We start from the raw sequence: 24337 nt of genomic DNA, 5'->3' as shown, positions 1-24337 counted from the left end.
AACCAAATTTATCTTTGCTCCAAGGGAAAACTTCATGCTGCTATGTTGCGCCTCCATTTAGGAGGATTTCTGTCGCTCTTTGGGCAGGAAGCGGTCGATAGAACAGGAAACCTTGTACATTCTCGCAGTTGATAGATTTTAAGAACTCCAGTTCTTCTTGCGTTTCTACCCCTTCAGCGGTGAGTTTCAACCCTAAGCTATTCCCCAAAGCAACGATCGCCTTGACAATGTGAGCAACTTTGGAATCTGTTGTTAAATTTTGGATAAACGACCGATCAATTTTTAAAACATGGAGTGGCAATAGTTGCAGGCGTGACAGGGAAGAATAACCCGTACCAAAGTCGTCAATCGAGAGGTAAACGCCCATAGACTCCAGCTTTTGCAACACATTTTTAGTAAAGTCTAAATTTTCAATAGCAGTGGTTTCGGTAATTTCTAACTCTAAAAAGTGCGGATCTAGCCCCGTTTGGTTTAAAATCATTGCCACTGTCTCGACCAGTTTGGGTTGGCGAAACTGCTTGGGAGAAAGATTGACAGCCATTGTCAGAGCAGGAAATCCCGCCTCTTGCCAGGCTTTATTTTGTTCGCAAGCTGTTCGCAGAACCCACTCGCCAATGGGGATAATTAATCCGCTTTCCTCAGCAAGGGGAATGAAAACATTGGGAGCCACCAATCCCATCTCAGGGTGCTGCCACCGCAATAGAGCTTCCATACCAGTAATTTTTCCCGTTGCAATGTTCACCCGAGGTTGGTAGTATACGACGAATTCTTCCCGCTCCAAGGCATAGCGTAAGCTCTTCTCTAAAATCAGCAAATTGGGAGTTTTGGTACTTACAGAAGCGGTGTAGAACTGATAGTTATTCTTGCCGGCATCTTTGGCTTGATACAAAGCAGCATCCGCATGTTTGATTAAAGTTTCGGCATCAGGACTATGCTCATTGAACAGAGCAATGCCAAGGCTGGCAGTGACGTGAAGTTCGTTTCCTTCAAGATAGAAGGCATCGTGAAATGCTTGCAGGATTCTTTGGGCTACAGGCACAACTTCTTCAACTTGATGAATGCGAGGTAGTAGAATAGTGAACTCATCTCCTCCCCAACGGGCAATAGTGTCCCCTGTTCTGAGGGCATCTCGCAATCTTTGAGCAACGCTTCTTAATAATTGATCTCCCAGCGTGTGTCCAAGAGAGTCATTGATGGTCTTGAAGCGATCCAAGTCGAGAAATATCACAGCTAAACTTTCTTCATTGCGATCTGCATTGGCTAAAGCAACGGAAAGCAGCTCGCCAAATAGCAAGCGATTGGGCAATTCAGTCAGCAGGTCATGCAGCGCCTGGTAGCGAATCTTTTGCTCCACTTGCTGACGTTGCTTAGCACCACTAATACTGGCTGCCATTGTTAAGAGAGTTGATTCTTCATGCCTTGACCATTGACGCTGTGAGGAACAGTCAGCCAAACCAAGATAACCCCAGAATTTCTCATCCAACCGCAGAGGTACTAAAAGCAGAGACGCAATGCCGCATTGAGTGAGAAGTTCTCGTTCAGCAGTCGGAAATTCTCCGGTCAGTCCGCTGATCGAGTTTCCACTTTCAAGAACTGTGTTCCAGCAAGCGAGTACGGAAGTCTGCTGAGGCTGGTTTTGCCAGTACTGAAGCGAAGGTTCATAATCGGAACTCGTCCATTCAAACTTTAGGCTCAAAGCCATCTCACCTGTTGCGAGATGAGGATGCTTCTCGAACACGTAGACGCGATCCACTTTAGCAGCTTCGCCCAGCACAGCAAGAGCCTTGTCAATAGCTATTTCGTAGTTCAATTCTGCCAGTAAATAATTTGTGGCTTCAGCAACTGCTTGCTGTAAGCGATCGCGTTGGCGTAATTGGGCTTCCGCCTGCTTTTGTTCTGTAATGTCTCTAATAATGAAAGTCCTGATTAAATCACTTTCAGCAAGGTAGTGAATTGATTGTTCAAAAACTTCTGTGCCAACTTCCACTTCCCGAACAAAAGAACTTTCCTGGTCATTTTGAACTGCGGTGAGGACCCCTGCCAATATGGGATGCTGCTGACGTGCTTCCCTAAGATTGGGAAATTTGCGTGCAGCAGCGGGATTGAGATAAGTGACGCTTCCCTCCAAATCGATCTCAATAATCGGATTGGGGATGAGTTCAGGAAAAGAGGCTAGACGAGTTAAGGCGATTTCACCTGCTCCTTCGAGGGCGGTATTAGGAGGGAAACTTAGGGTTTCAAAAGCATTAGCTGAATTGGTTTGCTCCAATATCAACCTAGATATGTCTTCAGCTTCACAAGATTCAGAAAAAGCTTGTTCTGATATGTTATAAATGATATAATATACAGCCTGAACTTGGCTGTTGCCAAAATCTATGACATCACCATGCATCAAGTCATGAGAAAAGCATTTTGTACCGTTTACAAATAAGCCATTTGTACTTCTTTTCCCCTTAAAGCTGCCATCAATAATCCGAAAAGCATATTGATCCGTCTCTGGAACAGTGACCCGTAATAGAATTGCGTGTTGTCTAGAAACTGACCGAGAACGTAGAACAATAGCATTCCTCGAATCCCGCCCGAGAGAATAAGTCGCCTCTTGAAGGGGGATAGTTCGCTGTCCTTGAAGGTCTTTGATAACCAACAAGTGGCGTATTTTTTCCCGCTCATTTTTTGGCATCGCTCTTCCTTAAATTCTCCTGTGACGAACTCGATTGGCGAACTTTGGTTGGGTCACTTTCCTACACTGTTTTTCTTGGTTAAATACCTAGAATAAAATCAAATACCTGCTATGACACAGGGTACATTTGCGGAACTTTTAAGCTGAGGTGATAAAGAATTCAGAGAAAACGGAAATACATCTGAGAAAGATTATCAGGATTGCAAATTTTTAGGGAAGCGCTTGCGGAAATTACTGAAAAAAATGCAAACAACTGTCTCTTGGTAGATTTGTTGACTAATAGTAGTTAGATATGCTTATTTTGATAGGGTGATAGAGAAAATGTAAAACTAGATACTTGCCCTAACTTACGCTCTTAAAAAATTGAGTCACACCTATGCAAATTGGGGTAAGAATTTTGATACACTTTGCGTCGGGTGTAGAGGGTAGATCAGAGATAAAATAAGGAGTTTAAAAGTGACAGAATAAAGTATGTATTTTTTCGCTCGTCACTTGCCTTAACTTCAGCATGATAAATGAGTACACCTGATGAGTTAATTGTGATACTTGAGCGCATCCTCGACGGTAACAGAGATGAGAGGGATATTACCGTACTGCGGCAATGGCTAAAAACGAGCAGCGCTCAGAATTTGCTGCAGTCAGGGAATTATATCGTTAATATTGCTGACGGAAAAGAAATTCATATTGGCGATCGCATCACCTACCAGGGTATTGATAAAGAAACGAAGGCAATTCTGCAACAGTTACAAGAGACACTCCACAGACTCTACATTGGAAAATCAACTCAGGAAAATGCCCAAATCTCTCCTCAAAATACCAGTGAAAAGTTTGTAGTTACAAGTAATTCACAAAAGCAACTAATTCCTCCACCACCACCGCCAAAGCTTAGTACTTTTGAGTTTGAAGTCGTAACTGTAGATACTCAAGGGAGAGAAACTAAGTCTTGCGGTAAACAGGCAGAGTATTTTATAGAAAATTTGGGCGAAGGCGTTGTACTGGAAATGTTTTCCATTCCAGGTGGTAAATTTCAAATGGGAGCATCCAAAGATGAAGAAGCATCCCAAGAGGATGAACGTCCCCAACACATAGTTACCATACAACCATTCTTTATAGGTAGATATCCCATTACTCAGGCACAGTGGAGGGTTATTGCAACTCTGCCAAAAATCGAACGCCACCTGAACCCCGATCCATCCTATTTTAAGGGAGATAATTTACCCGTAGAGCAAGTTTCTTGGCATGATGCATATGAGTTTTGTGAGCGACTGTCAAGAAAAACAGGACGAACATATAGCTTACCCAGTGAAGCCCAATGGGAATATGCTTGTCGCGCCAACACAACAACCCCATTTCATTTTGGCAAAACAATCACGACGAATTTAGCTAACTATTGTGGACAAGACCAAAAAATTAATCGTCGTTCGTACAAAGGAACTTATGCTGACGAACCATTAGGAGTTTATCGGCAACAGACAACTGAGGTTGGTAGTTTTTCAGCTAACGCCTTTGGACTATGCGATATCCATGGGTTAGTCTGGGAATGGTGTGCTGACTATCAACACCAAAATTATCAAGGCGCACCATTAGATGGTAGTGCGTGGGTGAATGGTGGAAACCATGAATCTCGAATTTTGCGGGGTGGTTCGTGGAAGTCACATCCTCATATCTGCCGTTCTGCATTTCGTTCCCTTGATAACCCAAGCAACAGCAACAACCAAATTGGGTTTCGAGTTGTTTGCTCTTTTATATAAACTCCATAATTTATGACTATTTTGTCCAGTAATTTCGTTGCAAGAACCTAATAATTCTAACTTTACAATGCCTCTTGAATGAATTCAGTAATATCTTGCATCAACAATGAAATATTTGAGGAATCAGAAAGAAATACACTAGTTTCTCTACGTATTTGAACTGTTGGATTAATTAGTGATTTATAACAGAAATCTCGGTATGGATGAGAAAGCCAGTTCCAACTTCCTACGACTGCAAATTGATTATCGCAAATCAAGATTCTTTGATTTGTTCCTCCACTGCGCGAACGAATGAGACGCGAACCTAATAAATCTTTAAGCTGTTTCTCTGCTTGAGCATCATTATCATCATTATTTACATCATTTTCGTGATCATGACTGAGATATCCATAAATTACACTTACCTGAACACCGTTTTGCAAGGCTGATATTATACTGTCAGCAAATTGTTTTGGTTCATCACCGCGAAGCCAAGGAGTAACTATTATGAGTTCCTGTTTTACTTCCTGAATCGCTTTTTTGAAATAATCTAAATGGTCACAATCAAAAACTAGAGAACTACTAGAGGATTGATACGGGTTTTCTATCTCAGGTTTGTACTCTAAAATAATTCCATTATATCGAATGTGTTCAACAAGCTGACGGGTCAGAGTCCCTTTCTCTAGCCTGTAAAGATTACCAACTAAAATAAATAGTTCTTTTGCTCTCGATACAGCAACATTAAGAAGGTTTGGTCGCTGGTTAATCCAGTTAACATTATCTTGCGATCGGCAAACCTTTGTAGATAAAATAATTACCTTTTTCTCAGCACCCTGAAAAGTGTGAACCGTCCCAACAGATTTTGGATCTAATCCAGATAAATTTTTAGCTAAATGCTCTCTCAATGCATCAGCATGAACCTTAAAGGGAGAAATAACACCTATATCTTCTAGTGAGTAACCTTTATTAAGCAAATGTTTGATTAAATCATATACAGCAGAAACTTCTTCCTGATTAACATTATTGCTGATATTCCCCTCAACATGATAAGCAATTAAGTTTGATTCCAATAATGAAGTGGCTGGTTTTGTTTTTACTTGTAGCCCATAGTTTGCAATAACATTGCAATACTCAATAATGCTAGGTTGACAGCGGTAATGTTCAATCAAACAAATCCCTTGACCCTTATCATTATCTTCTCCACTTGCACCAGCGGCGCGATGATAGGTAGTGGCGCTGTATTCTTCCTCCGGACTGTAACGATGGTAATCAATATCAGTTAATCCTTGATCAAGAAACGCTGTTTGACGATAATTATCTCGTCTTTGTTCACTTAGAGTGATGACAGGCTCAATTTGCTGCGGGTCTCCAACAATAATAGCTTTGCGCGATCGCACCAGTAAAGGAAACGTTTTGTGCAGGTCAATCATACCGGCTTCGTCTACGATTGTGCGGTCAACACATTCAGAAACCCACGGGAGCATATTTCGGATGGAAAGTAATGTAGTCGTGATGATAGGAAACATTAAACTTACATTTTTAATATGCTCCTCCAGATTTTCTGCCATCTTATTTATATCTTTCTTATTTCCAGAAAGAACACTTGAATACAGTTCTAAAGAATATTTAACGCGGTCTTTATAACAAAGTGCTTGGTAAGTGAGAAAGTCTCGCGATAGCTGAAATAACTCCTTGTGCTTGTCATGAAAATTTTGATGAAAAGAAGCGTAAAAATCTTGTATTGAAGTAGCCAGCAGGTTTTCTAATGAAGTTAATTCCTCGTGTGCATTATCTCTTTGTTGCTCTGTACTAACTATATTTTCAGAAATTTCTTGTAATCTTCCTTGTACACTTTTTAGCTCATCTGCCTTTTCTAGTCGTTCTCTAACCAACCGTGCTTCCTGAATAAATTCGCTGCGAGTATTGGGATTTCCTACAGGAAAAGGAGTATTGAACGTATTTTCAATTGCTGACTCGCAAGCTAAAACTGCGTTTGTTATAATCTGTTTTTCTGTTTTCTTAGTCACCCAGCGCCATAAACGCATCCACCAAGGTAATGTTCCTTCGGGTAACTGTCGTTCTGCATTATCAAAGCGAAACTTAATTTTTCGATAAGCTTCTATTGGAAGTTGTTCATACTCTGCTAATTGCCTTGACCGTAGCTGATACTGGCTTCTCGTCGATACTGCTGTTTCTAAATTCTGTTGAAGTGTTTCTATTGTTTCTAAAACTTGAGGTAGTCTCTCTTCACATAAAGCTTTTTGGCGACGTTGCTCTAAATAATTAGACTCTGCAGCTATGAACTCATGTTTAATCTGGTTTATTTGCTGTTTTAAAGTATTAAAAATATTCTCATTGAAACTATTTTTTTCTAAAAAAATAAGTGCTTTCTGTATCTGTTCAGCAGCACCTCCCGATGATTGTATGTTAGTTTTGCTTCCTCCTCTGAGATAGAGAAAATCATGTTTTAACGATTCATCTTTTAACCACTCATCTACCTTTTCAATAACGTTTTCAACTGCTTTATTGTTGGTACTGCTAATAACTATAAGATTATTAATATCCTCGCCTTTTTCAATCAATCTAAGTGTACGTTGGGCTACCTGTTGGGCAATAAGATGAAGGATGAGGGTAGTTTTTCCAGAACCAGGTGGTCCTTGCACAGCCGTTATCGGTTCAGTTTGGGCGTGTTTCAGTGCTGTCAGTTGCGAGTTAGTCGGTGGATGGGTTGGGAAAGCACCCATGTAAGTCACTTGATGTTCTGGAGGCTGAGGTACACCGAACAGATATTCATAAGCTGGATGTCCTTTTGACCAATTTTTTGAGCCTGACTTGATTTCTTTCAGGTCTTGCTTGAGATTGCTAGAAAATCTGCCTCCCTTAAACTCAAACAAGTATGGCTGCCGTTTAATCTGGTTAGAAGAGCGACGAGGTATAATGAGCCGCTGCACGCACTCCTCATAAGTTCCAAATTCTAGCTCAAAGGTTGTTTCGAGAAATGGTCGCAGCCCATCTTGGGTAATCAATTGCTCCCGTTGTTCATCATCGAGTCCAAGGAAGGTGGCTAAGTTATCTCCTGCTTCCATGAGTTTCAGGTCATTTAGATTCCACCCTTGTTCTTGATGCTCTCCTTTAAGGATGGGTGTAATATCCAAGCTAAACAAAGGACAAAGATAAGATTTTCCCTTTTCTACATCTAAAACTTGCGGAAAGGACAAAGCCCACACTGCTTCCTGTTGACCTTTTTGCCCTTGGGTAACTTTTTGTCGTAGTTCTGAAAAGGTAGCTTGCTCAATTAATACATGGTCGCGTACTATGCTGACACCGCGCTGTTTTATTGCATCGCTATTGGCTTCAATCTTGGCGTTACTGTAATCCTCTAAGGCTATATAATCAAACCATGCGTTGAGAATTGTGTCTACCTTGCTAGCTGCGTTCAAAACTATCTCCTGGTTGTTGTACTGGCTTCAGCTTCCTTATATACAACTGTTTTCCGGGATAATCCGGAAAGTTGGCGCTAAATTATATTTTTTTTTATTTGCACAGATTATGTGCTGTACTCAAATAAGAAGGTGATTCACGGACGTGTAAAAGCTTGCCTATGTTGCATCTCTAGCCTAAAACAGGAAGAAAATATCGCTTACCCAGCAAAGCTGAATGGGAATACGCTTGTCGTGCCAAAACAAGACGCTTTACACTACGTAATCTATATTCAATATTCACCAAGAAAGAATCATCCGTCAGAATCATTCGTCAGAATATTAAACACCTTCGGAATGGGTATAGATTAAGAGTTCTGTTCCTGAGTATTGGTAGGCGCGCTCCCGGATAAATCCAGTGGAGAAAAAAGAAAGTTTTCCGCATTGCTATACCCCCGGATAAATCCTTTGGGGATATTCTGTAACTAGTGTTCTGTGTTCTGCGTTCTTCTTAAACTTCATTCCTCGATTCAATTTCCAATTCTGGGAATTCTCCTCGTCTTATACGATTGACATACTCTTGAGCATCCATTCCGCCCAAATGATTAGGAGCAATGCCACGAAATTCTTTGACATTGTGGCGAGGCATGGGTTTTATCTCGCAATGAATAATTTTCTCTAGGAGATAGGAAGCCAAGCGCAATTGCTCTTCAGGTGGCAGTCTATCTGCTAGCTTCATTAATTCCAGCAGTTCTTCAGGGACAAGTTATTTTGATGGACGTACAACTCGAATTAGTTTACCTCTTAAGGACTCCTGAGCTGAAATCGCTGTGTGAATTCTTTCCGCAAACTGGCTTCTATCTGAATCGTCAGTGCAAACAATAATACCAGCATGTTCTGGTTGTAAACGATGTAAGCGTTTAAAGTCGTTTCGATTGAGCGTTAAAACAGCTCGCTCGTTGCTGCTGGCAAAGGCGAGAACTTCATCATCGGGAATCCTTTGATTAGCGAGTCCTGCTTCCTGGACTGTAAGAACATCATGTGCCAATTCGCGCAGGCATTCCACAACTTGAAACGGAAACTGTTCATCAGCATACAGACGAACCATTAGTCTTCTTCATTTTCTTGAATAGCAGTTTCGATTTCTTCTGGGTATACTGTTGCATAAACCCAAGCGTTAGTTAAGTCAGTTGCAGATAGGGTAGGATAGTCTTTCAAAAGTTGAGCTTCGCTGATGCCTAACCGACGAGCGTTGACTAACACCCATACAGGGATACGGGTTCCAGCAATACATGCATCGCCGCCACACACACCGGGAGTTTTCTCAATCCCACGCCAAGGGTTGCCTAAGCTCTGGGCAAGTATCTGAATCGCTTGTGCTTTCTCGTTTGGTGTTAAGGCAAGTAGTTCCGGTTCCAACTTTTGAAGCGTCATAGTATTTCCACCGTCGCATGAGAAAAAACTGGATCTATATATTTTAACGGAAGCCAGCTTCGCTCTACCCTCAACAAAATCACTGCGGCAAGATTATCGCAGAAATGACGCACACTCATCTTTCAAGGAAAGCACTTTTCGATTTTGGCGATCGCTCACAACAACCTCTCCTCAATCCCCTACCTGAACAAGATGACAAAGCCTTCTTGAGCAAAGTGCTGGTCATGGGTTAGGACTTCTGTGATGCCCAGTTGCCGCATAATATTCATGGAGATACAGTCAGTTAGGCTATAACCCTTATCAAAACGGCTACGATATAGCTCCAAACCAGCCAGAAAAGATGCGTGAGTCTGTTCAATCACTTGAATTTTGGTATTATTGAGGATGTTGTCCACCAAATCCACAGTACGTTGCCGCATTCGAGTGCCTGCTTCTGAGTAAAAGGTGAGCACTTCTGTCAACACTTCATCTGTAGTCACAATTTGGATTTGCCCCAGTGAATTGCTGGTATTAAGAACTTGATTGTACCAATCATCTCCTGGATTGATTAAAGCAACCCAGTAGAAAGTATCTGCAAATAGCGTCTTCATGATTTCCGTTTAGGAATGCCATAGATGTAATGATCATGTTGCTCGGCACCATCTGATCGCAGTTGACGAATTTCTTCTTCGGTCATATCTTGGGTGATTTCTTGAGCGATTTCCCAGATAGGTCTATCAGTTCCAGAATCTATTTGATGTTCTTGTTTTTTCAGGTAAGTGCTAAGAATTGTCTTGAGAGCATCAACAACGCTTTCAAGAGAATCACCTTGTACTTGACTCCCTTCTATTTCAGGGCTGTAGGCAGAATAACCTGATTGACTTTTTTCAATTTGGATACTAATTTTTGCGTTCATTCTTTTGTCTCCTTTTCTCAAAATTGGCGGCGTGAGCCTGTGCAAAGCACGTATCGCTCTACCCTCAACAACATCACGGCAGCAAGATTATCGCAGAAATCACACCCACTCATTTTTCACGGTTACGCTTTTCGATTTCGGCAATTGGTAATAATAAAGTTTCCTCAATCTCGTCCTTTACCTCATTACTGACTCTATCAGTAGCATTCAAACAATCTATTATAACCTTGTTTGCATCATAGTATAGCTGCAAAAACATTTGCTGATTTTCATTAACTTTCCAGCCAATCTCTATGTATCGGTAGGCGGCTATTAATAATCTCAGTTTTTCATGCCATTCTTTTCCAGTGACTTGCCACCACTTCTTACACTTCTCTACTAGACTTTCTAGTTGCTCATTTCTAGTGCTATAAACTTCCCAATGTTGATGGTAGAGTTGTATGTAGTTTTGCGTTAGGCTATGCAACTCCGCCTTTAAGTGTTGTAAGGCGTGATAGAAAGTAGGAGGCAACACACAGTCGTTAGCTAATGCCATAGAAAACTTAAAACCTTGAGCGGAATCAATGGGGTAGCTAAACCTTGAGTTATGTAAGCGCTTGAGTATGTCAGTTATAGCATCTTCACGCGGTAACTCCAATTCATCATGAAAATTATGTCCATGACCATGAACGATACCAATCGCTGATTCAAGATTTGAATCAAGAGCGCCAGCTAGAGAAAAATCTGAGTAAATATTACCCTTAGGTACATAGGCGCGAATCAAATTAAAGTCTAAGAAAAGAGAAGTAGCCAATTTATTAGGTAAAATAGTATCGAATGTGTATGTATGTGCAGTTACAAGAGTGAAGTAGAAAGCACGAATTGCTGCTAGCTTATAAGGTGCTTTAACTAAGTTTGATTTTAGCCTGATCCATTCTAGAAATTCTTGTAAGTTTTTATCTTCAATCAAAACCAGATCAATTTGTTTTTTCATCATTCGTAACAAACTATCAAGTTCCAATTGACTTTGAGATACTAATAAAAATACTTCTCGCCATTTTGTTTGAGTAACGTTTATGGCTAGTTCCTGCCATCTAGCCCGATCGCAAAACCACTTCGCCACAAAATACTCTTGAAACGTCAGGTGCGAAAAAGACCAAACTTTCTGCGATCGCTCAATCAACAACCCATGCTGCGCCTCAATCGCCCTTAACACCACCCGACTATCCCGCCGGGAAATCTCCAAAAACTCTGCAATATACCCTTCAATCTCCTCCTGCTCAAACAGCACATATTGCCGTTGTTCAAACTTCTTCACCGCCAAATAACTCAAAAGTTCCTGCTTTCGCTCCACCGATAAGTCTCGATAGATTTCATCCCGCTCAATTGAGCGCGACTTGTCCCACTTCTCCAGCAGTAACTCTAATCCCTCCTCATACAATTTCGACCGCTTTGAGTAAAACTTCCCCTGCGCTTGGAACACCGCACAGGTTAAACTTAGCAATATAGGTGTAATTGCTAATTCACGAATAGTCTTATTTTCTTCTAAATAGAGCTTGTCTAAAAATTGTCTTGCCTTTGCTTTTCTTTCCTGTGTATTAGAACAAACTACCTTAAACCAGTGTTTTGCAAATGCGTTCACTTGCGCCTCATTAAAGTCTGTAACTTCCACATAATCAAAACGCTCAAAGCGCGATTCTTGGCTTTGTGTTCGACAAGTTATTACCAACTGATTCTGCGGGTAGCTACGGACAAATTGTTTAATTTTCTTGGAAATTTTCCGTCCATTTTCCCCTGTTACTTCATCTAAACCATCAAGCAAAATCAATGCTCTGCCTTGACTCAGCACTAACTCCGTCTCAACTTCAGATAATCGCCATTGCTGAGTTAAATAACGCTCAAGACTATATTCAAAATTACGACCGTCATCAACAAATTCCCGCAGCTTAATCAACACCGGAATTCGATGCGGTTGCAGTTTTCCTTTATTACATTCGGTGACGATACGCTGTAGAAAAGTTGTTTTCCCCGAACCCGGCTTTCCCAAAACCATCAAATTGATATTTTTTGCCAGCACTGTTAACCCAGGCATTCTTTTTTGCTGCTTACCTAACCCAATACGATCTAAACTCAGGTAACTGGAATATTCTCCAACACCAGCGCTAAAATCTTGCCAAAGGTCGTCTAGTTCTGATTTGCGACTACTGCTGATTTCTTCGAGGATATTAACATCGACAAATAACTTGCCTAAATCTACCCAATGGTCAACGCCTAAAAGCGGCATCGTGCCATGTAAGCGTTGGATGTCGTCGTGAAAACGCGATCGCACCTTTTGCACAAGTTCATCAACTGAAAGCTTGTTTTGCTCTAACTTTGCAGCTTGGCTTGCTTCTGTATCTGCATTTTGGGAAAGGCGATCGCGTTGCGGCTCCTTTGGAGCATCGCCAAACTGACTATCTTGCGCCTGGTTAACATTATTGATGTACTTAGCAACTTGCACTGTTATTTTGTCACTACCCTCACATGCTTGGCGAAAGGCTTCAATTTCCTCGTCTGTTGCAGTGCCTGCTGCTAGTTTTTCAATAATAACCTTCAGTTCATCTGGCGTAGCCATCAGTCATTCCTTATCCCTGTCCCGCAGTCATTTGTTGTAAACATCACCAATATGAAAATTACTGGCTTCATTGATATTAGTGATAAATTTCCCATATTGGTTTATAGTCTCAGCAATTTTATTAATCTTTTGCGTTGCTTGAGGTTTAACCTCATCCCATCCCTTATCAGGTAAACCTTTACCACCGCGAAGCTTGGCAATTACAAAATTTCCTCCTGTCATATCAAATTGAGGAGTTTGCTCTTGATCTAACTTTCTCGCACTTTCAGGTACAGATGTAGTCAAATGATCCATCAAATTAGAAAGCCGCACTTCTGTATCACCGGGTTTATTCCCAGCACCTTGTAAAGCTTCCAGAAAATGATAAGTATAGATGCTATTATCTTTAATCCACAAAGATTTTTGTTCTCCTTCAGAAGATGTGAAAACGACTCTACCTTTACCTTGTTTCAACTCCTCAATCAACCCTTTGGATGGGGCAATTCTAATAAAATCATCAAATTCTTCTTCTAGTTCCAAGTCTGCCTCTTTAGAAGTCGCCATACCTGCTGCATGACAGCTATCAACGACAACTAACAAACGTTCAGCTTGAATTTGTCGTAATGCATCTGTGAAAGTTTCTGCTGCTAATGCAGAACTAGCCATTTTAGTAGGCTTAATATCATGTTGTAGTAAATAATAAAGCTTTGTTTTTTTATCTACCCAGCCATGTCCTGAGTAGTAAACAAATACGGTTGCATTTGGGTCGGATTCTGCTTTTCCTTTTAACCAATTCAATCCATCTAGAATAGCTGCCTTAGTTGCCTCCTGATTATTTAGCACTCGAATATGCTCTTTATCATCAGGATAGGCACATAGTTCTGAGTCAATTAAAGCAGCATAAATTGCCTGAGTATCTTTTACTGTTACTGGTAGAGACAAGTCACGATAAGCTGACTCGCCAACGCCAATTAATAGTGCATAACCATGAGTAAATTTATCGCTCATTTTCTTCTTACTCCATCAAATTTCTTGGTTGTGGCAAGGCTATTTTTATTCTTCGTAGCGACTTACGCGAAAAATTACATAGTTGTAAGGAAGCGTGTAACTATTATCTCTATTGACAATTGCACCCATGTCTGGTTTGTAAACCCATCGCTTCCAATCAATCGCTATTTCGTCATCAACCTGTACCGCAATATAATTACCCTCGGCTAAACGACACCCCATAGCGGAATTTTCAAAGTCTAATCCCAGGTAAAATTTCTGTACAGCAACATTTTCATTGCGTTTAGCCAGTAACTTTAGCCAGTAACTTGACTACTCCCAAAGTAATTTCTGTAAAAGGTGCGATCGCTGGTTGGGCTGTTGTCAAAAGTTTGAGTCCACTTTGAAAAGGTGAAGATTCTAAAGCTGCTAATATTGTCTTGTCTTCTTCATTTTTAACGTTCACTGTTGAGCATTCAAAAGCTACTCCTTGGGAACCTACATTCAAACCAATAAACACAGGGTAGCCAGAAATACCAGCAGACTGTCCTTCTTGTACGCGATAAGTTTGGCTAAAGCTGACTGACTCTTGCGTGTCGGCTACTTGGTTTCGGGCTGCAAATGTTACCATAACATTGTGTGTTCCTCCGCCAGGATACTTTTCAATATGCAAGCGGTCGAGACGAATGTTGATGCGGCTGTTTTTGAGAGTATTATCGGGTTCAATTGCGCTGGGATGTTCGATGGGTTGAGACTTCATTGAACCTGATTTACGAGGAGCAATGTAGCCAAATTTATGCGTTGCATACATCCAGGGTTGGTCTTGGACTAAGTTTAAAAACTCTAAAATCCCTTTGTCACCCTGTTCGGGATTAGTATCTCCCACAACATCGCTTTCCACATCCGGGTCTTTCATCTGTTGCAGCTTTGCAGCTATCCATTCAGGGTCTTCGGATTCGCCAATAACCTTGATGTCATCGAATACACTACTGGGCACTTTGCTCTCCTATTGAGAAATATAAATTTTTACTAGCACAAATTGTTTTATCTGAGGGTTTCTACGGTTAGCTAACTGAAAAATTGTAGTATGTGTAATAATCAAGACGAATTATCTACTGTATTTCCTTAAGATTTCTAGCATCTACTTCTATTCAGCAATAAACCTGACCAGCGTAGACGCAAATGAGTTCCTATAAAGACTTAAGCGCTATTTTTGACCGTATTACCAATGGAGAAGAAACTGAGGGCGATATGCAAACCCTGCGGCAACTGCTGCGTGCCCGTGACGGTCAAAATATAGTGCAGGTGGGCAGCAACATTGTCAATATTGCTGAGGGTAGGGATATTCAGATTGGCGATCGCACTTACTATGGCAATGATGCTGAAGCCATTAAGCAAGCGCTGCGATCAGTATTGCAAGAGAAGCGAAAAGCTGAACGCCCCCGCAATGAGCGTCTGTTGCTGCAAGCGGTGAAAAATGAAGTTGTTGCCCGACTGAAGCAGTCGTTGCATAATGCGGTGTTGATTAACCTGGGGAAGGAAGCGCAGCCGGAACAAGTTAAGTATCCTTGGAGTTCAGACATCAAGATTGGGGATAAGCCAAGTGAACCTATTCCCGATACCATCAGCATCTTGGAAGTTTTTAACCAGGAGGAAATTGCAGGTAGGCTGCTAATTTTGGGTAATCCTGGTGCTGGCAAAACCACTACAATGCTAGACCTTGCTAAGCCATTGATTGCACGGGCAGAGGAAGAAGCTGATTACCCAATTCCGGTGTTGTTCAACCTCTCATCTTGGAAAGACGATAGACAGTCGATGCGGGACTGGCTGGTGGCGGAACTTAAGTCGAAGTATGGGGTGCGGAAGGATATTGGTGCTAACTGGGTAGATAATGCTAAATTACTCCCAATTCTGGATGGTCTTGATGAACTGGAGTCAGTCCGTCAGGAACTCTGTGTGCACAAGATTAACGAACTGTTGCAAAGTGATTGTCGTCCGCAATATCTGGTGGTGTGTAGCCGTCGGGAGGAGTACGGTAACTACGAAACCAGGCTGCAACTGAATGGGGCGATTTACTTACGAGAACTGAATGATGCACAGATTCAGGAATATTTGACAGCAGTGGGGCGAGGACAACTTTGGCAAACGCTACGGCAAGATGGAACGCTATTGGATTTGGTAAGAAAGCCACTGTTGCTGAGTATTACAGTGCTGTCAACGCAGGAGTTGTTGGTAGAAGATTGGCAGCAGTTGTCGTCTACGCAAGCGCGCTTGGAGCATTTGTTGAATGCCTATGTGCGCCGGATGCTGCATCGGAAGCTTGAGAGTAAGGCGTATGGAAGACACAAAATACCTAGTAAAAGGCAAATGCTAAAGTGGTTGGTTTATTTAGCACAGCAGTTACAACAAAAGTCGGAAACTGAGTTTTTGATTGAAAAGATACAACCAAATTGGTTCCCAAGTGAAATTCAAGCATTGATAAAGTTCTTAGAAAACATAACTCTTCAATTTGGTCTATTTAATTTCATTAGCTTGGTATTAGTACAGAAAGTAAGACCAGTGGAACAATTAAAGTGGTCTTGGCGTAGAGCATTTAAAGAATTTGTTTCTCGACCCAAAATGGTACAAGTTAGTTTAGTGCCAATCGGCATCAGCGTCTTGGGTGGTGTACTGGTTGATGCATTTTTTTGTGGATGGATTCTTGAAATTAACTTAGAAGATAGAACGTATCCAAACAAAGGCATCTGGTCCTCCTTACGGAATGCTTTAGCCTCTACTTTAGTTACCGGAGCGATTGTTGGAATACTTTGGATGCTGGGACGCATCAACGATGTAATTGTAATTTCTGCTAAACCGATCCAATCTGGAGTCATGATTAGCCTATTTTGCGGACTAACTGTGGGAATGATCTTTGGTGGTTTAGCCTGCATCCAACACCTCACCCTCCGCCTTCTGCTCTACTGCATTGGATACATCCCCTGGAACTATGCCCGCTTCCTCGACTACTGCACCGAACGCCTCTTCCTCCAGCGCGTCGGCGGACGCTATCGCTTCATCCACAAGCTACTGCAAGAACATTTTGCAGCCATGCCATTGGAGGGTGTAGGAAATAGAAAGACAAACTAAATACTACTTATAGTTATCTATCCAACTGCAACAAAGTACTGACTAAATCAGCAGCAGTTACAACATAAACACCATCAGCATCATTGCCAGGAATATCAACGTTACCCTTTGTAAAGCACAGTAGTGCAGTCACCCACCGCGCACCTTTTAAGCGCCTCACTTCCTTTGCTTGACCTTTGACTTTTTCAATCAAATCGCCCTCTTTAAAATCATAGGTGTTTCTGCCGTAACGCTTTCGCAGGCGATCGCTTTCATAAACTTTGGTACCACCGTGAGATTTGACATCGACTACGTACCAATTGCCTTTGGGAGAGTGCAATACCACATCCGCATCTCCCCATCTTCTAATTCGTAGGTTGTATTCTACTTGCCATCCTTGACGTTCCAGGGGGCGCAATAATGCAGCTACTTCGGTTTCGGCTTTAGTACCACGTTGAGCATCACCAGCTCGTTTCATCAAGTGTTGCCCATTGCGGTATAGGTAGTATGAGCCTACTAATCCCCCTAGCGAGAGCAACACTCCCAAAGAAGAAATACTTAAGATACTGAATAAAAGCACTGTCCCAATAAGAACACCCACTGCAAGAGCATAACGCAGAATTGCAGATTGGCGTCGCTCCTCACCCAATTTACGGATATACTCTCCTGGCTGTTTTTCTGGTAACAATTTTCTGTGGTTAATGGTATTAAATTTGCTTCTTTCTGAAGCTTACAGTTGTTGGGACTCTAAAAATTAAGGAAGCGACTACCACCACGTCAAGTGCAACCCTAACCCAGAGCAAGCAGTAAACCTTTTAGGGACTTCCAAATAAAAAAATATCCCAAATTTTCTTGTGGGATGGGTGTCCCCACCCGTCCTTTGTATTCAGGGCGGGCAGGATGCCCAACGCCAGTCGCCTACGGAGGGAAACCCTCCTGCAGCGCTGGCTCCCCCACAAGATGGATAATTTATTTCTTGGAAATCCCTTAACGCTGACAAAATAAAGTAATACTTAAAGGCAATATATGACCATTCTTGGCAACTAATACTTGCTGTTGCCAAAAAACATCATAATATCAGCCTATATGGAGCTAAGCGGATTCGAACCGCTGACCCCCTCAATGCCATTGAGGTGCTCTACCAACTGAGCTATAACCCCGCACTATTGTGCATTATGCATTTTAGTTTAGAAATTTACTATTTGTCAACACCCCTAATCGAAGACTGCCTATTTGCTAATTGCTAATTACTGCTATTAGCCACTAGCCGATCGCAATTGTCAATTCAAGATAGTTGCAACAAGTAGCTCATACAATGTCCCATCAGGAAGTAAACCACTAGCATGGCAGCTGCCGCTAAGGCAACCAGCGTACCAGCTAACATTAAGGAAAATTCTTTATTTTCATATGCCTTTTCCATCAGGTGCAGCGACCAGGCTACTAGCGCCACATCAAAGACTAAAATAGGTATCAACATATTTCTTAATATTTCTTAAATCTAGTTAATTTATATTAACATCATTTTCAAGATCTGTGTTGAAAGACTCTAGTTTTGGTCTATTTTTCGTTGAATAAAGATTTGCTAATGGGCATTACATTCTCACTGGAACTTGGCGATCGCGCAGATAAGTTTTAATCTCAGCGACGCTTAATTGTCCGTAATGTAAAAGCGAGGCAAGTAATGCTGCTTCTGCTTGACCTTCTGTAAGGGCGGTATAGATGTGTTCGCAATTACCTGCACCACCAGATGCGATCACTGGAATTTGTACGGCTTCAGCAATTGCCCGAGTTAACTCTGTGTCATAACCTGCTTGAGTGCCATCAGCATCCATACTTGTGACTAAGAGTTCTCCTGCGCCACGTTTTTCAACTTCTTGCGCCCAAAATAGGGCATCAATGCCAGTATTTTCTCTTCCACCACGGACATATACATCCCAACCTGGGTTATTGGGGTCTAGTCGTCGTCTGGCATCAATCGCAACGACTATACATTGGTTGCCAAAGCGATCGCTTGCTCGATTAATAAAATCTGGCTCACGTACCGCCGCAGAATTAATACTAACCTTGTCTGCTCCTGCTCGTAAAAGATTTTTAACATTTTCTAAGGATTGAATGCCACCACCTACAGTCAGAGGAATAAAGACCTGCTCAGCAGTTCGGTACACTACGTCGATGATAATGCCCCGGTCTTCATGAGTGGCTGTAATATCTAGAAACACTAACTCATCTGCACCTGCATCGTTGTAAACCTTTGCTAGTTCTACCGGATCGCCTGCATCCTTCAAGTTAACAAAGTTAACTCCTTTGACAACTCGTCCCGCCTTCACATCCAGGCACGGTAAGATTCTTTTAGCTAGCATTCCTTCGTTTTACACTCCTGTTGTGATTACCCGGAATCTAAATTTTAAATTGACAAGAGTATTACAGAAACAAAATTTTCGTACGTGAGTAAGGGGGCAGGAGAAAATAAGGGTGTAGAGGTGTAGGAAAATGGGCGTGTAAGTGCTGAGAAATTTCGCATTGTCAACTCTTAAGAGTCAATTGCACTTTTGTTCGCTTACACCCTTACCCCCTATCCCCAAAGACTCCTGGTGCAATCGTATACTGATTAACAGCAGCAACTATGGCGATTATCTCCTCGAAAAAACAGCCCCCAGAACCCAACGGACAACCAAAGCAGCGTCGGGAGGTGGCGAAAGTTCCTCCAAAGGAAAATCTTTTGCAACCTGAAGCAGCTGTTGATGAAGGTAAGCAAGAAGAAAGTATACGACCGCACCGATTTGCTGACTACATCGGGCAAAAAGATTTAAAGGACGTGCTAGAAATTGCCATTAAAGCCGCGAAGTCTAGGGGCGAGGTGCTGGATCACCTGCTGTTATACGGTCCTCCGGGATTGGGGAAAACCACAATGGCTATGATATTAGCAGCCGAGATGGGAGTAAACTGCAAAATTACTAGTGCGCCAGCTTTAGAACGTCCCAGGGATATTGTCGGGCTACTGGTAAATCTGAAGCCAGGAGATGTTCTGTTTATCGATGAAATTCATCGCCTGTCGCGGATGAGCGAAGAAATTTTATACCCAGCAATGGAAGATTATCGCCTAGATATTACTATTGGTAAAGGTTCCAGCGCTAAGACTCGGAGCATACCTTTATCAAAGTATACCTTAGTTGGGGCAACAACTCGTGTTGGGGCGCTGACATCTCCGTTGCGCGATCGCTTTGGCTTAATTCAAAAACTGAGATTTTATGAAGTCGATGAACTGAGTAAAATTGTCCTCCGCAGCGCCGAATTACTCCAAACAGCCATTACAGAAGATGGTGCAGCAGAAATTGCCCGTCGGGCGCGGGGAACACCGCGTATTGCCAATAGATTACTTAAACGCGTCCGTGATTATGCCCAAGTCAAATTATCTGGGGAAATTAACGAAAAAGTGGCAGCAGAAGCATTGCAACTGTTTCAAGTCGATCCCTGCGGTTTAGATTGGACAGATCGGCGGATGTTAAGTGTGATCATTGAAAATTTTAACGGTGGTCCAGTGGGATTGGAAACAATCGCCGCAGCGACGGGTGAAGATACACAAACCATTGAGGAAGTATACGAACCTTATCTCATGCAGATTGGCTATTTAAGCCGGACAACGCGTGGTAGGGTGGCAACACCAGCAGCTTACAAACATTTGGGTTTTAAACCCCCAAACGAACAATTGTCATTGTTGCCTTAAGTTTGTAGGTAGTTGTAGAGACGCGCCATGGCGCGTCTCTACATTTGATAGTTGTTAAAAATTTCTACTACCCACTACCCACTAATTACTCACTACTAACCACTAACCACTAAAATGAGATTAATCGTTATTTTTCTAAGTCTGTTGCTTGTGTTTGGGTGGGGTGAGGCTGTCATGGCACAAACTCAATCTCCCAATTTAAGTCAAGAACAATTACAGCAACGCGATGAGTTAGCGACAAAGGCTTTTGCGGCTACAGATAAAGGTGATTTTGCGACAGCTGAACGTTACTGGACGCAAATTATCGAGCAATCCCCAGATAATGCAGCGGCTTTGAGTAACCGGGGAAATTCTAGAGTTAGCCAAAATAAGTTGCAAGAAGCGCTGGCAGATTATAATAAGGCTATAGAACTTGCGCCGAATGTGACTGACCCTTACTTGAATCGCGGTACAGCGTTGGAGGGTTTGGGAAAATGGGAAGAGGCGATCGCAGATTATAATCATGTTCTAGAACTTGACCCCAAAGATGCAATGGCATATAACAATCGGGGCAATGCCAATGCTGGTTTGGGGAAATGGGAGGAGGCGATCGCCGACTACAAAAAATCCGCTGAAGTTACCCCAAATTTTGCCTTTGCCCGTGCTAACTACGCCCTTGCTTTGTATGAAACTGGTAAAGTAGACGAAGCAATTCGCGAAATGCGCAATATTCTCCGGAAATATCCTAACTTTGCCGATGTGCGCGCCGCCATCACCGCCGCCTATTGGGTACAGGGAAAACAAGGTGAAGCCGAGAGTAACTGGGTCTCAGCAGTCGGACTTGATCAACGCTATAAAGATATTAAGTGGGTGGCAAATGTTCGGCGTTGGCCTCCCAGTATGGTAACAGCTTTGAAGAAATTTTTGACATTGAAATAGGGGTATTTACTATGAAATTACCTGATGGACCTAAAACCCCCCCTTGGTTGCAACTATTACAGTGGGTTGCTGACCCTTTAGGTTATATGGAAACGTCTTTCCAACGGTACGGAGATTTCTTTACCGCCCGCTGGGCAAATCTCTACCCGGAAGCGGTGTTCATCAGTAATCCGCAAGCAATTCAAGAAATTTTCACCGCTGATCCTAAACTGTTTGACTCTGGTCGAGGCAATCAAGTGGGAAAAGTCGTGGTAGGAGAACACTCCATGCTTTTGTTGGATGGATCAACCCACCAGCGTCGGCGACGGCTTTTAACTCCTCCTTTTCATGGCGAACGGATGCAAGCCTATAGCGGTTTGATTTGCACCCTCGCCAAACAAGTCAGCAGTCACTGGACAATTGGCAAGCCCTTCTCTGTCAGGGAATCGATGCAAGAAATAAGTCTGCGAGTCATATTGCAAGCTGTTTTTGGTCTCAATGAAGGACCGCGTTATGAGGAACTCAGACAACTGCTAGCAGAGATGATGGATATGACAGTTTCTCCTTTACGGGCGTCTATGCTGTTCTTTAAGTTCTTACAAAAGGATTTAGGGGCTTGGAGTCCGTGGGGAAGCTTTCGGCGTCGCCAGCAGCAAATTGATCGGCTCCTCTACGCCGAAATTCACGACAGGCGTAGACAAAACGACCGTAAACGCACTGACATCCTCTCCTTAATGATTTCAGCTCGCGATGAGCAGGGTGAGGGGATGACAGATGAAGAGTTGCACGATGAACTGATAACTCTGCTGTTAGCTGGTCACGAAACGACAGCCAGTTCTTTATGTTGGGCTTTATACTGGATTCACTACCAGCCACAGGTACAAGACAAACTACTCCAAGAACTCAGTAGCCTCAGTGAAAATCCTAACCCTACAGACATTGTTCGTCTGCCCTATCTAACCGCTGTGTGCCAAGAAACACTGCGTATTTATCCACCATTATTCCTGACTTGGCCTAGGATTTTGAAAGCTCCCTTAAAGCTGGGAGACTATCACTTTGATACTGATACAGTGCTGCTTCCTTCTATTTATCTGACTCACCAGCGAGAGGATCTTTATCCACAACCCAAACAGTTTAAACCGGAACGATTTTTAGAACGGCAATACTCGCCATTTGAGTTTTTTGCTTTTGGTGGAGGCAATCGTCGCTGTGTTGGTGCGGCATTGGCGATGTTTGAAATGAAACTGGTAGTAGCGACAATCGTATCAAATTATCAACTAGCTTTGGCTGATAGCCGACCAGTGAAACCACAGCGCCGAGGCTTCTTTCTCGCCCCTGCTGCTGGGTTCAAGATGGTGAACATGGGTAGGCGCGTGCGTCAAAAGCACCCAAGTCAGCCTGTTGGTAGTTCAATGCTAAATTGAACTAGAGCCTGTGTGGAGTATGCGCTGATTTTGAGAACGCATCCCCACTACCATCCGCACACCCTCTGCTGGTTCTATCAGAACCCCGAAGATGCAATGGTATACAACAATCGGGGAAATGCCAATGCTGGTTTGAGGAAATGGCAAGAGGCGATCGCCAACTACAAAAAATCCGCTGAAGTTGCTCCAAATTTGAGCATCCCTCACCATTACCCATGCCGGCATGAATACTGTGCTCGGAGCTTTGAGCAGTGGTGTACCGTTGGTAGCGATTCCGATTGCCAATGAACAGCCAGGAATTGCAGCACGTTTGGCTTGGACTGGCGCTGTGGAGGTTGTGCCTCTAGGTAAATTGAGTGTAGAAAGGCTACAAAAGGCTGTTAAACAGGTGTTAAGAGAAGATTCTTACAACAAAAATGCCTTGAGACTACAAGAAGCGATTCAGCGAGCAGGTGGGGTGAGTCGAGCGGTTGATATTATCGAACAGGTCGTATCTACAGGGAAGCCTGTTCTTTCTCATGCCAACGGTTCAGAGAACCTTTGAGTGATTTTTCTCTTTATTTTTGTTGTATTGGTCATATATTTATGTCAGCGTTAATTCCAGAAATCACGCTTCCTAATGGAGTGAAAATCTTTTACAAAAATAAAGAGGAAGTGGATTTTTTATACGAAGAAATGCCCTTGTACTTCAAAAATGGAATCGAGTTACATGAAGGCAATACCGTGTTTGATGTGGGGGCTAACATTGGGTTATTCACACTATTCGTATGTCAGTTCTGTAATAACAATGCCAACATCTATGCCTTTGAACCTATCCCAGCAACTTTTGAAGTCCTCCAGCGCAATGTCCAACGCTTTAATCCAGGGAAAATAAAGGCGTTCCCCTGTGGACTCTCGCAAAATTCTAAGACCATAACCTTTGCTTTCTATCCCAACTCTACTGCTTGGTCTACCATATACCCGGATGATTCAAAGGAGCAGCGAAACTCTATAAAGAAGGTGGTTCTTGACAATCTCAAAGATGCGCCTTGCTTCATTCGTTGGCTTCGTTGGCTTCCTCCGTTCGTGCAATTGCCCTTTGGGCAATGCGCGGAGCGCAATCGCTTGTTCTCGACAACAAAATAGAAAAAGCTTTTCAAATGGAGCAAGTCACTTGCCAGTTGAGAACTGTATCAGAAATTATACACGAGCATGATGTTCAGCAGATTGACTTGCTGAAAGTGGATGTGGAAAGAAGTGAGCTAAATGTGCTTTTAGGTATTGAAGAACAAGATTGGCAAAAGATTAAGCAAGTTGTTATGGAAGTCTACAATTTGGATGGTCGAGTTGAAAAGGTTACGGCTTTACTTAAAGAACATGGGTTGAACGAGATTACAGTAGAGCAGGAACCCTTTTTAAAGGGTTACGAGAATTTCAATCTGTATGCGTTGCGGCAGAAGTCTTAGGAGAAATTCTCCAAGACTTCAACCA

At 42.5% G+C, this 24337-nt stretch carries 21 protein-coding genes, 1 tRNA gene and 2 pseudogenes; 9 read left to right on the top strand and 15 right to left on the bottom strand.

Features of this window, described 5'->3' with window-relative positions:
• Positions 1–40: 40 nt before the first annotated feature.
• Positions 41–2680 (bottom strand): EAL domain-containing protein, encoded by a 2640-nt coding sequence (locus ACM0OZ_RS04820; RefSeq protein WP_414581681.1) that lies wholly within the window; start codon positions 2678–2680, stop codon positions 41–43.
• A gap of 515 nt (positions 2681–3195) precedes the next feature.
• Here ACM0OZ_RS04820 and ACM0OZ_RS04815 point away from each other — a divergent pair.
• Complete coding sequence (locus tag ACM0OZ_RS04815) at positions 3196–4431, top strand: SUMF1/EgtB/PvdO family nonheme iron enzyme (RefSeq protein WP_414581680.1); 1236 nt, start codon at positions 3196–3198, stop codon at positions 4429–4431.
• Between the two features lie 62 nt (positions 4432–4493).
• Here the strand turns inward: ACM0OZ_RS04815 and ACM0OZ_RS04810 are convergent, their stop codons facing one another.
• From ACM0OZ_RS04810 to ACM0OZ_RS04765, 10 genes are all read right to left on the bottom strand, one after another.
• Positions 4494–7850: an AAA domain-containing protein gene (locus tag ACM0OZ_RS04810; protein WP_414581679.1), complete on the bottom strand. Its 3357-nt coding sequence runs from the start codon at positions 7848–7850 to the stop codon at positions 4494–4496.
• 490 nt (positions 7851–8340) lie between these two features.
• Positions 8341–8568 carry a hypothetical protein gene (locus ACM0OZ_RS04805; RefSeq protein ID WP_414581678.1) on the bottom strand — a complete coding sequence of 76 codons (228 nt, stop codon included), beginning with the start codon at positions 8566–8568 and terminating at the stop codon, positions 8341–8343.
• Between the two features lie 27 nt (positions 8569–8595).
• Positions 8596–8937 (bottom strand): DUF5615 family PIN-like protein, encoded by a 342-nt coding sequence (locus ACM0OZ_RS04800; RefSeq protein WP_414581677.1) that lies wholly within the window; start codon positions 8935–8937, stop codon positions 8596–8598.
• On the bottom strand, positions 8937–9263 hold the full coding sequence (locus ACM0OZ_RS04795; protein WP_414581676.1) for a DUF433 domain-containing protein: 327 nt from the start codon (positions 9261–9263) through the stop codon (positions 8937–8939). The genes ACM0OZ_RS04800 and ACM0OZ_RS04795 overlap by 1 nt, the downstream gene beginning before the upstream one ends.
• Before the next feature lie 179 nt (positions 9264–9442).
• Entirely contained in the window at positions 9443–9853 is a 411-nt protein-coding gene (locus tag ACM0OZ_RS04790) for a type II toxin-antitoxin system VapC family toxin (RefSeq protein ID WP_414581675.1), read from the bottom strand.
• The gene (locus ACM0OZ_RS04785) at positions 9850–10158 is read right to left on the bottom strand and encodes a hypothetical protein (protein ID WP_414581674.1); all 309 of its coding nucleotides are present in this window, start codon (positions 10156–10158) and stop codon (positions 9850–9852) included. Before ACM0OZ_RS04785 ends, ACM0OZ_RS04790 begins: the two co-directional genes overlap by 4 nt.
• Before the next feature lie 109 nt (positions 10159–10267).
• A complete protein-coding gene (locus tag ACM0OZ_RS04780; protein ID WP_414581673.1) occupies positions 10268–12751 on the bottom strand; it encodes an NACHT domain-containing protein in 2484 nt (827 codons plus the stop codon).
• A 27-nt stretch (positions 12752–12778) separates the two neighbouring features.
• Complete coding sequence (locus ACM0OZ_RS04775; protein ID WP_414581672.1) at positions 12779–13738, bottom strand: caspase family protein; 960 nt, start codon at positions 13736–13738, stop codon at positions 12779–12781.
• A gap of 45 nt (positions 13739–13783) precedes the next feature.
• Positions 13784–13960 (bottom strand): hypothetical protein, encoded by a 177-nt coding sequence (locus ACM0OZ_RS04770; protein WP_414581671.1) that lies wholly within the window; start codon positions 13958–13960, stop codon positions 13784–13786.
• Positions 13961–14021: 61 nt separating this feature from the next.
• Positions 14022–14714 (bottom strand): hypothetical protein, encoded by a 693-nt coding sequence (locus ACM0OZ_RS04765; RefSeq protein WP_414581670.1) that lies wholly within the window; start codon positions 14712–14714, stop codon positions 14022–14024.
• A gap of 185 nt (positions 14715–14899) precedes the next feature.
• Between ACM0OZ_RS04765 and ACM0OZ_RS04760 the strand changes: the two genes are divergently transcribed.
• Positions 14900–16843 carry an NACHT domain-containing protein gene (locus ACM0OZ_RS04760; protein ID WP_414581669.1) on the top strand — a complete coding sequence of 648 codons (1944 nt, stop codon included), beginning with the start codon at positions 14900–14902 and terminating at the stop codon, positions 16841–16843.
• Positions 16844–16856: 13 nt separating this feature from the next.
• On the opposite strand, the gene ACM0OZ_RS04755 is transcribed toward ACM0OZ_RS04760, so the two are convergent.
• From ACM0OZ_RS04755 to hisF, 4 genes are all read right to left on the bottom strand, one after another.
• Entirely contained in the window at positions 16857–17510 is a 654-nt protein-coding gene (locus ACM0OZ_RS04755; protein WP_414581668.1) for a nuclease-related domain-containing protein, read from the bottom strand.
• 399 nt (positions 17511–17909) lie between these two features.
• Positions 17910–17982 (bottom strand) — tRNA-Ala (locus tag ACM0OZ_RS04750).
• Positions 17983–18107: 125 nt separating this feature from the next.
• Positions 18108–18299 (bottom strand): hypothetical protein, encoded by a 192-nt coding sequence (locus ACM0OZ_RS04745; protein WP_069347226.1) that lies wholly within the window; start codon positions 18297–18299, stop codon positions 18108–18110.
• Positions 18300–18414: 115 nt separating this feature from the next.
• Positions 18415–19182 carry an imidazole glycerol phosphate synthase subunit HisF gene (gene hisF, locus ACM0OZ_RS04740; protein WP_414581667.1) on the bottom strand — a complete coding sequence of 256 codons (768 nt, stop codon included), beginning with the start codon at positions 19180–19182 and terminating at the stop codon, positions 18415–18417.
• Positions 19183–19445: 263 nt separating this feature from the next.
• Between hisF and ruvB the strand changes: the two genes are divergently transcribed.
• The 7 genes and pseudogenes from ruvB (at position 19446) to ACM0OZ_RS04705 (ending at position 24312) form a co-directional block, all read left to right on the top strand.
• Positions 19446–20546: a Holliday junction branch migration DNA helicase RuvB gene (ruvB, locus tag ACM0OZ_RS04735; protein ID WP_414581666.1), complete on the top strand. Its 1101-nt coding sequence runs from the start codon at positions 19446–19448 to the stop codon at positions 20544–20546.
• 114 nt (positions 20547–20660) lie between these two features.
• On the top strand, positions 20661–21464 hold the full coding sequence (locus ACM0OZ_RS04730; protein ID WP_414581665.1) for a tetratricopeptide repeat protein: 804 nt from the start codon (positions 20661–20663) through the stop codon (positions 21462–21464).
• Between the two features lie 11 nt (positions 21465–21475).
• Complete coding sequence (locus ACM0OZ_RS04725; protein WP_414581664.1) at positions 21476–22867, top strand: cytochrome P450; 1392 nt, start codon at positions 21476–21478, stop codon at positions 22865–22867.
• Positions 22868–22948: 81 nt separating this feature from the next.
• Positions 22949–23065, top strand: a pseudogene (locus ACM0OZ_RS04720) (tetratricopeptide repeat protein); the annotation flags it as partial.
• Positions 23064–23411: pseudogene (locus tag ACM0OZ_RS04715) on the top strand (glycosyltransferase); the annotation flags it as partial. The pseudogenes ACM0OZ_RS04720 and ACM0OZ_RS04715, both read left to right, overlap by 2 nt.
• A gap of 41 nt (positions 23412–23452) precedes the next feature.
• Complete coding sequence (locus ACM0OZ_RS04710; protein WP_414581663.1) at positions 23453–23992, top strand: FkbM family methyltransferase; 540 nt, start codon at positions 23453–23455, stop codon at positions 23990–23992.
• 14 nt (positions 23993–24006) lie between these two features.
• Complete coding sequence (locus tag ACM0OZ_RS04705) at positions 24007–24312, top strand: FkbM family methyltransferase (protein ID WP_414581662.1); 306 nt, start codon at positions 24007–24009, stop codon at positions 24310–24312.
• The last annotated feature ends 25 nt before the right edge of the window (positions 24313–24337 follow it).

The sequence above is a fragment of the Scytonema sp. PCC 10023 genome, assembly GCF_963920835.1.
In the GTDB taxonomy this organism is placed as follows: Bacteria; Cyanobacteriota; Cyanobacteriia; order Cyanobacteriales; family Nostocaceae; genus Kalymmatonema.
This window is presented reverse-complemented; position numbering and strand designations above follow the sequence as displayed.

Bases quoted from the DNA above. Each gene is read 5' to 3' on its own strand.
- hisF (WP_414581667.1), bottom strand. From the start codon at position 19,182: ATGCTAGCTAAAAGAATCTTACCGTGCCTGGATGTGAAGGCGGGACGA.
- ACM0OZ_RS04800 (WP_414581677.1), bottom strand. From the start codon at position 8,937: ATGGTTCGTCTGTATGCTGATGAACAGTTTCCGTTTCAAGTTGTGGAA.
- ACM0OZ_RS04815 (WP_414581680.1), top strand. From the start codon at position 3,196: ATGAGTACACCTGATGAGTTAATTGTGATACTTGAGCGCATCCTCGAC.
- ACM0OZ_RS04745 (WP_069347226.1), bottom strand. From the start codon at position 18,299: ATGTTGATACCTATTTTAGTCTTTGATGTGGCGCTAGTAGCCTGGTCG.
- ACM0OZ_RS04820 (WP_414581681.1), bottom strand. From the start codon at position 2,680: ATGCCAAAAAATGAGCGGGAAAAAATACGCCACTTGTTGGTTATCAAA.
- ACM0OZ_RS04790 (WP_414581675.1), bottom strand. From the start codon at position 9,853: ATGAAGACGCTATTTGCAGATACTTTCTACTGGGTTGCTTTAATCAAT.
- ACM0OZ_RS04705 (WP_414581662.1), top strand. From the start codon at position 24,007: ATGGAGCAAGTCACTTGCCAGTTGAGAACTGTATCAGAAATTATACAC.
- ACM0OZ_RS04760 (WP_414581669.1), top strand. From the start codon at position 14,900: ATGAGTTCCTATAAAGACTTAAGCGCTATTTTTGACCGTATTACCAAT.
- ACM0OZ_RS04785 (WP_414581674.1), bottom strand. From the start codon at position 10,158: ATGAACGCAAAAATTAGTATCCAAATTGAAAAAAGTCAATCAGGTTAT.
- ACM0OZ_RS04770 (WP_414581671.1), bottom strand. From the start codon at position 13,960: ATGGGGTGTCGTTTAGCCGAGGGTAATTATATTGCGGTACAGGTTGAT.
- ACM0OZ_RS04805 (WP_414581678.1), bottom strand. From the start codon at position 8,568: ATGAAGCTAGCAGATAGACTGCCACCTGAAGAGCAATTGCGCTTGGCT.
- ACM0OZ_RS04775 (WP_414581672.1), bottom strand. From the start codon at position 13,738: ATGAGCGATAAATTTACTCATGGTTATGCACTATTAATTGGCGTTGGC.
- ACM0OZ_RS04780 (WP_414581673.1), bottom strand. From the start codon at position 12,751: ATGGCTACGCCAGATGAACTGAAGGTTATTATTGAAAAACTAGCAGCA.
- ACM0OZ_RS04795 (WP_414581676.1), bottom strand. From the start codon at position 9,263: ATGACGCTTCAAAAGTTGGAACCGGAACTACTTGCCTTAACACCAAAC.
- ACM0OZ_RS04725 (WP_414581664.1), top strand. From the start codon at position 21,476: ATGAAATTACCTGATGGACCTAAAACCCCCCCTTGGTTGCAACTATTA.
- ACM0OZ_RS04730 (WP_414581665.1), top strand. From the start codon at position 20,661: ATGAGATTAATCGTTATTTTTCTAAGTCTGTTGCTTGTGTTTGGGTGG.
- ruvB (WP_414581666.1), top strand. From the start codon at position 19,446: ATGGCGATTATCTCCTCGAAAAAACAGCCCCCAGAACCCAACGGACAA.
- ACM0OZ_RS04710 (WP_414581663.1), top strand. From the start codon at position 23,453: ATGTCAGCGTTAATTCCAGAAATCACGCTTCCTAATGGAGTGAAAATC.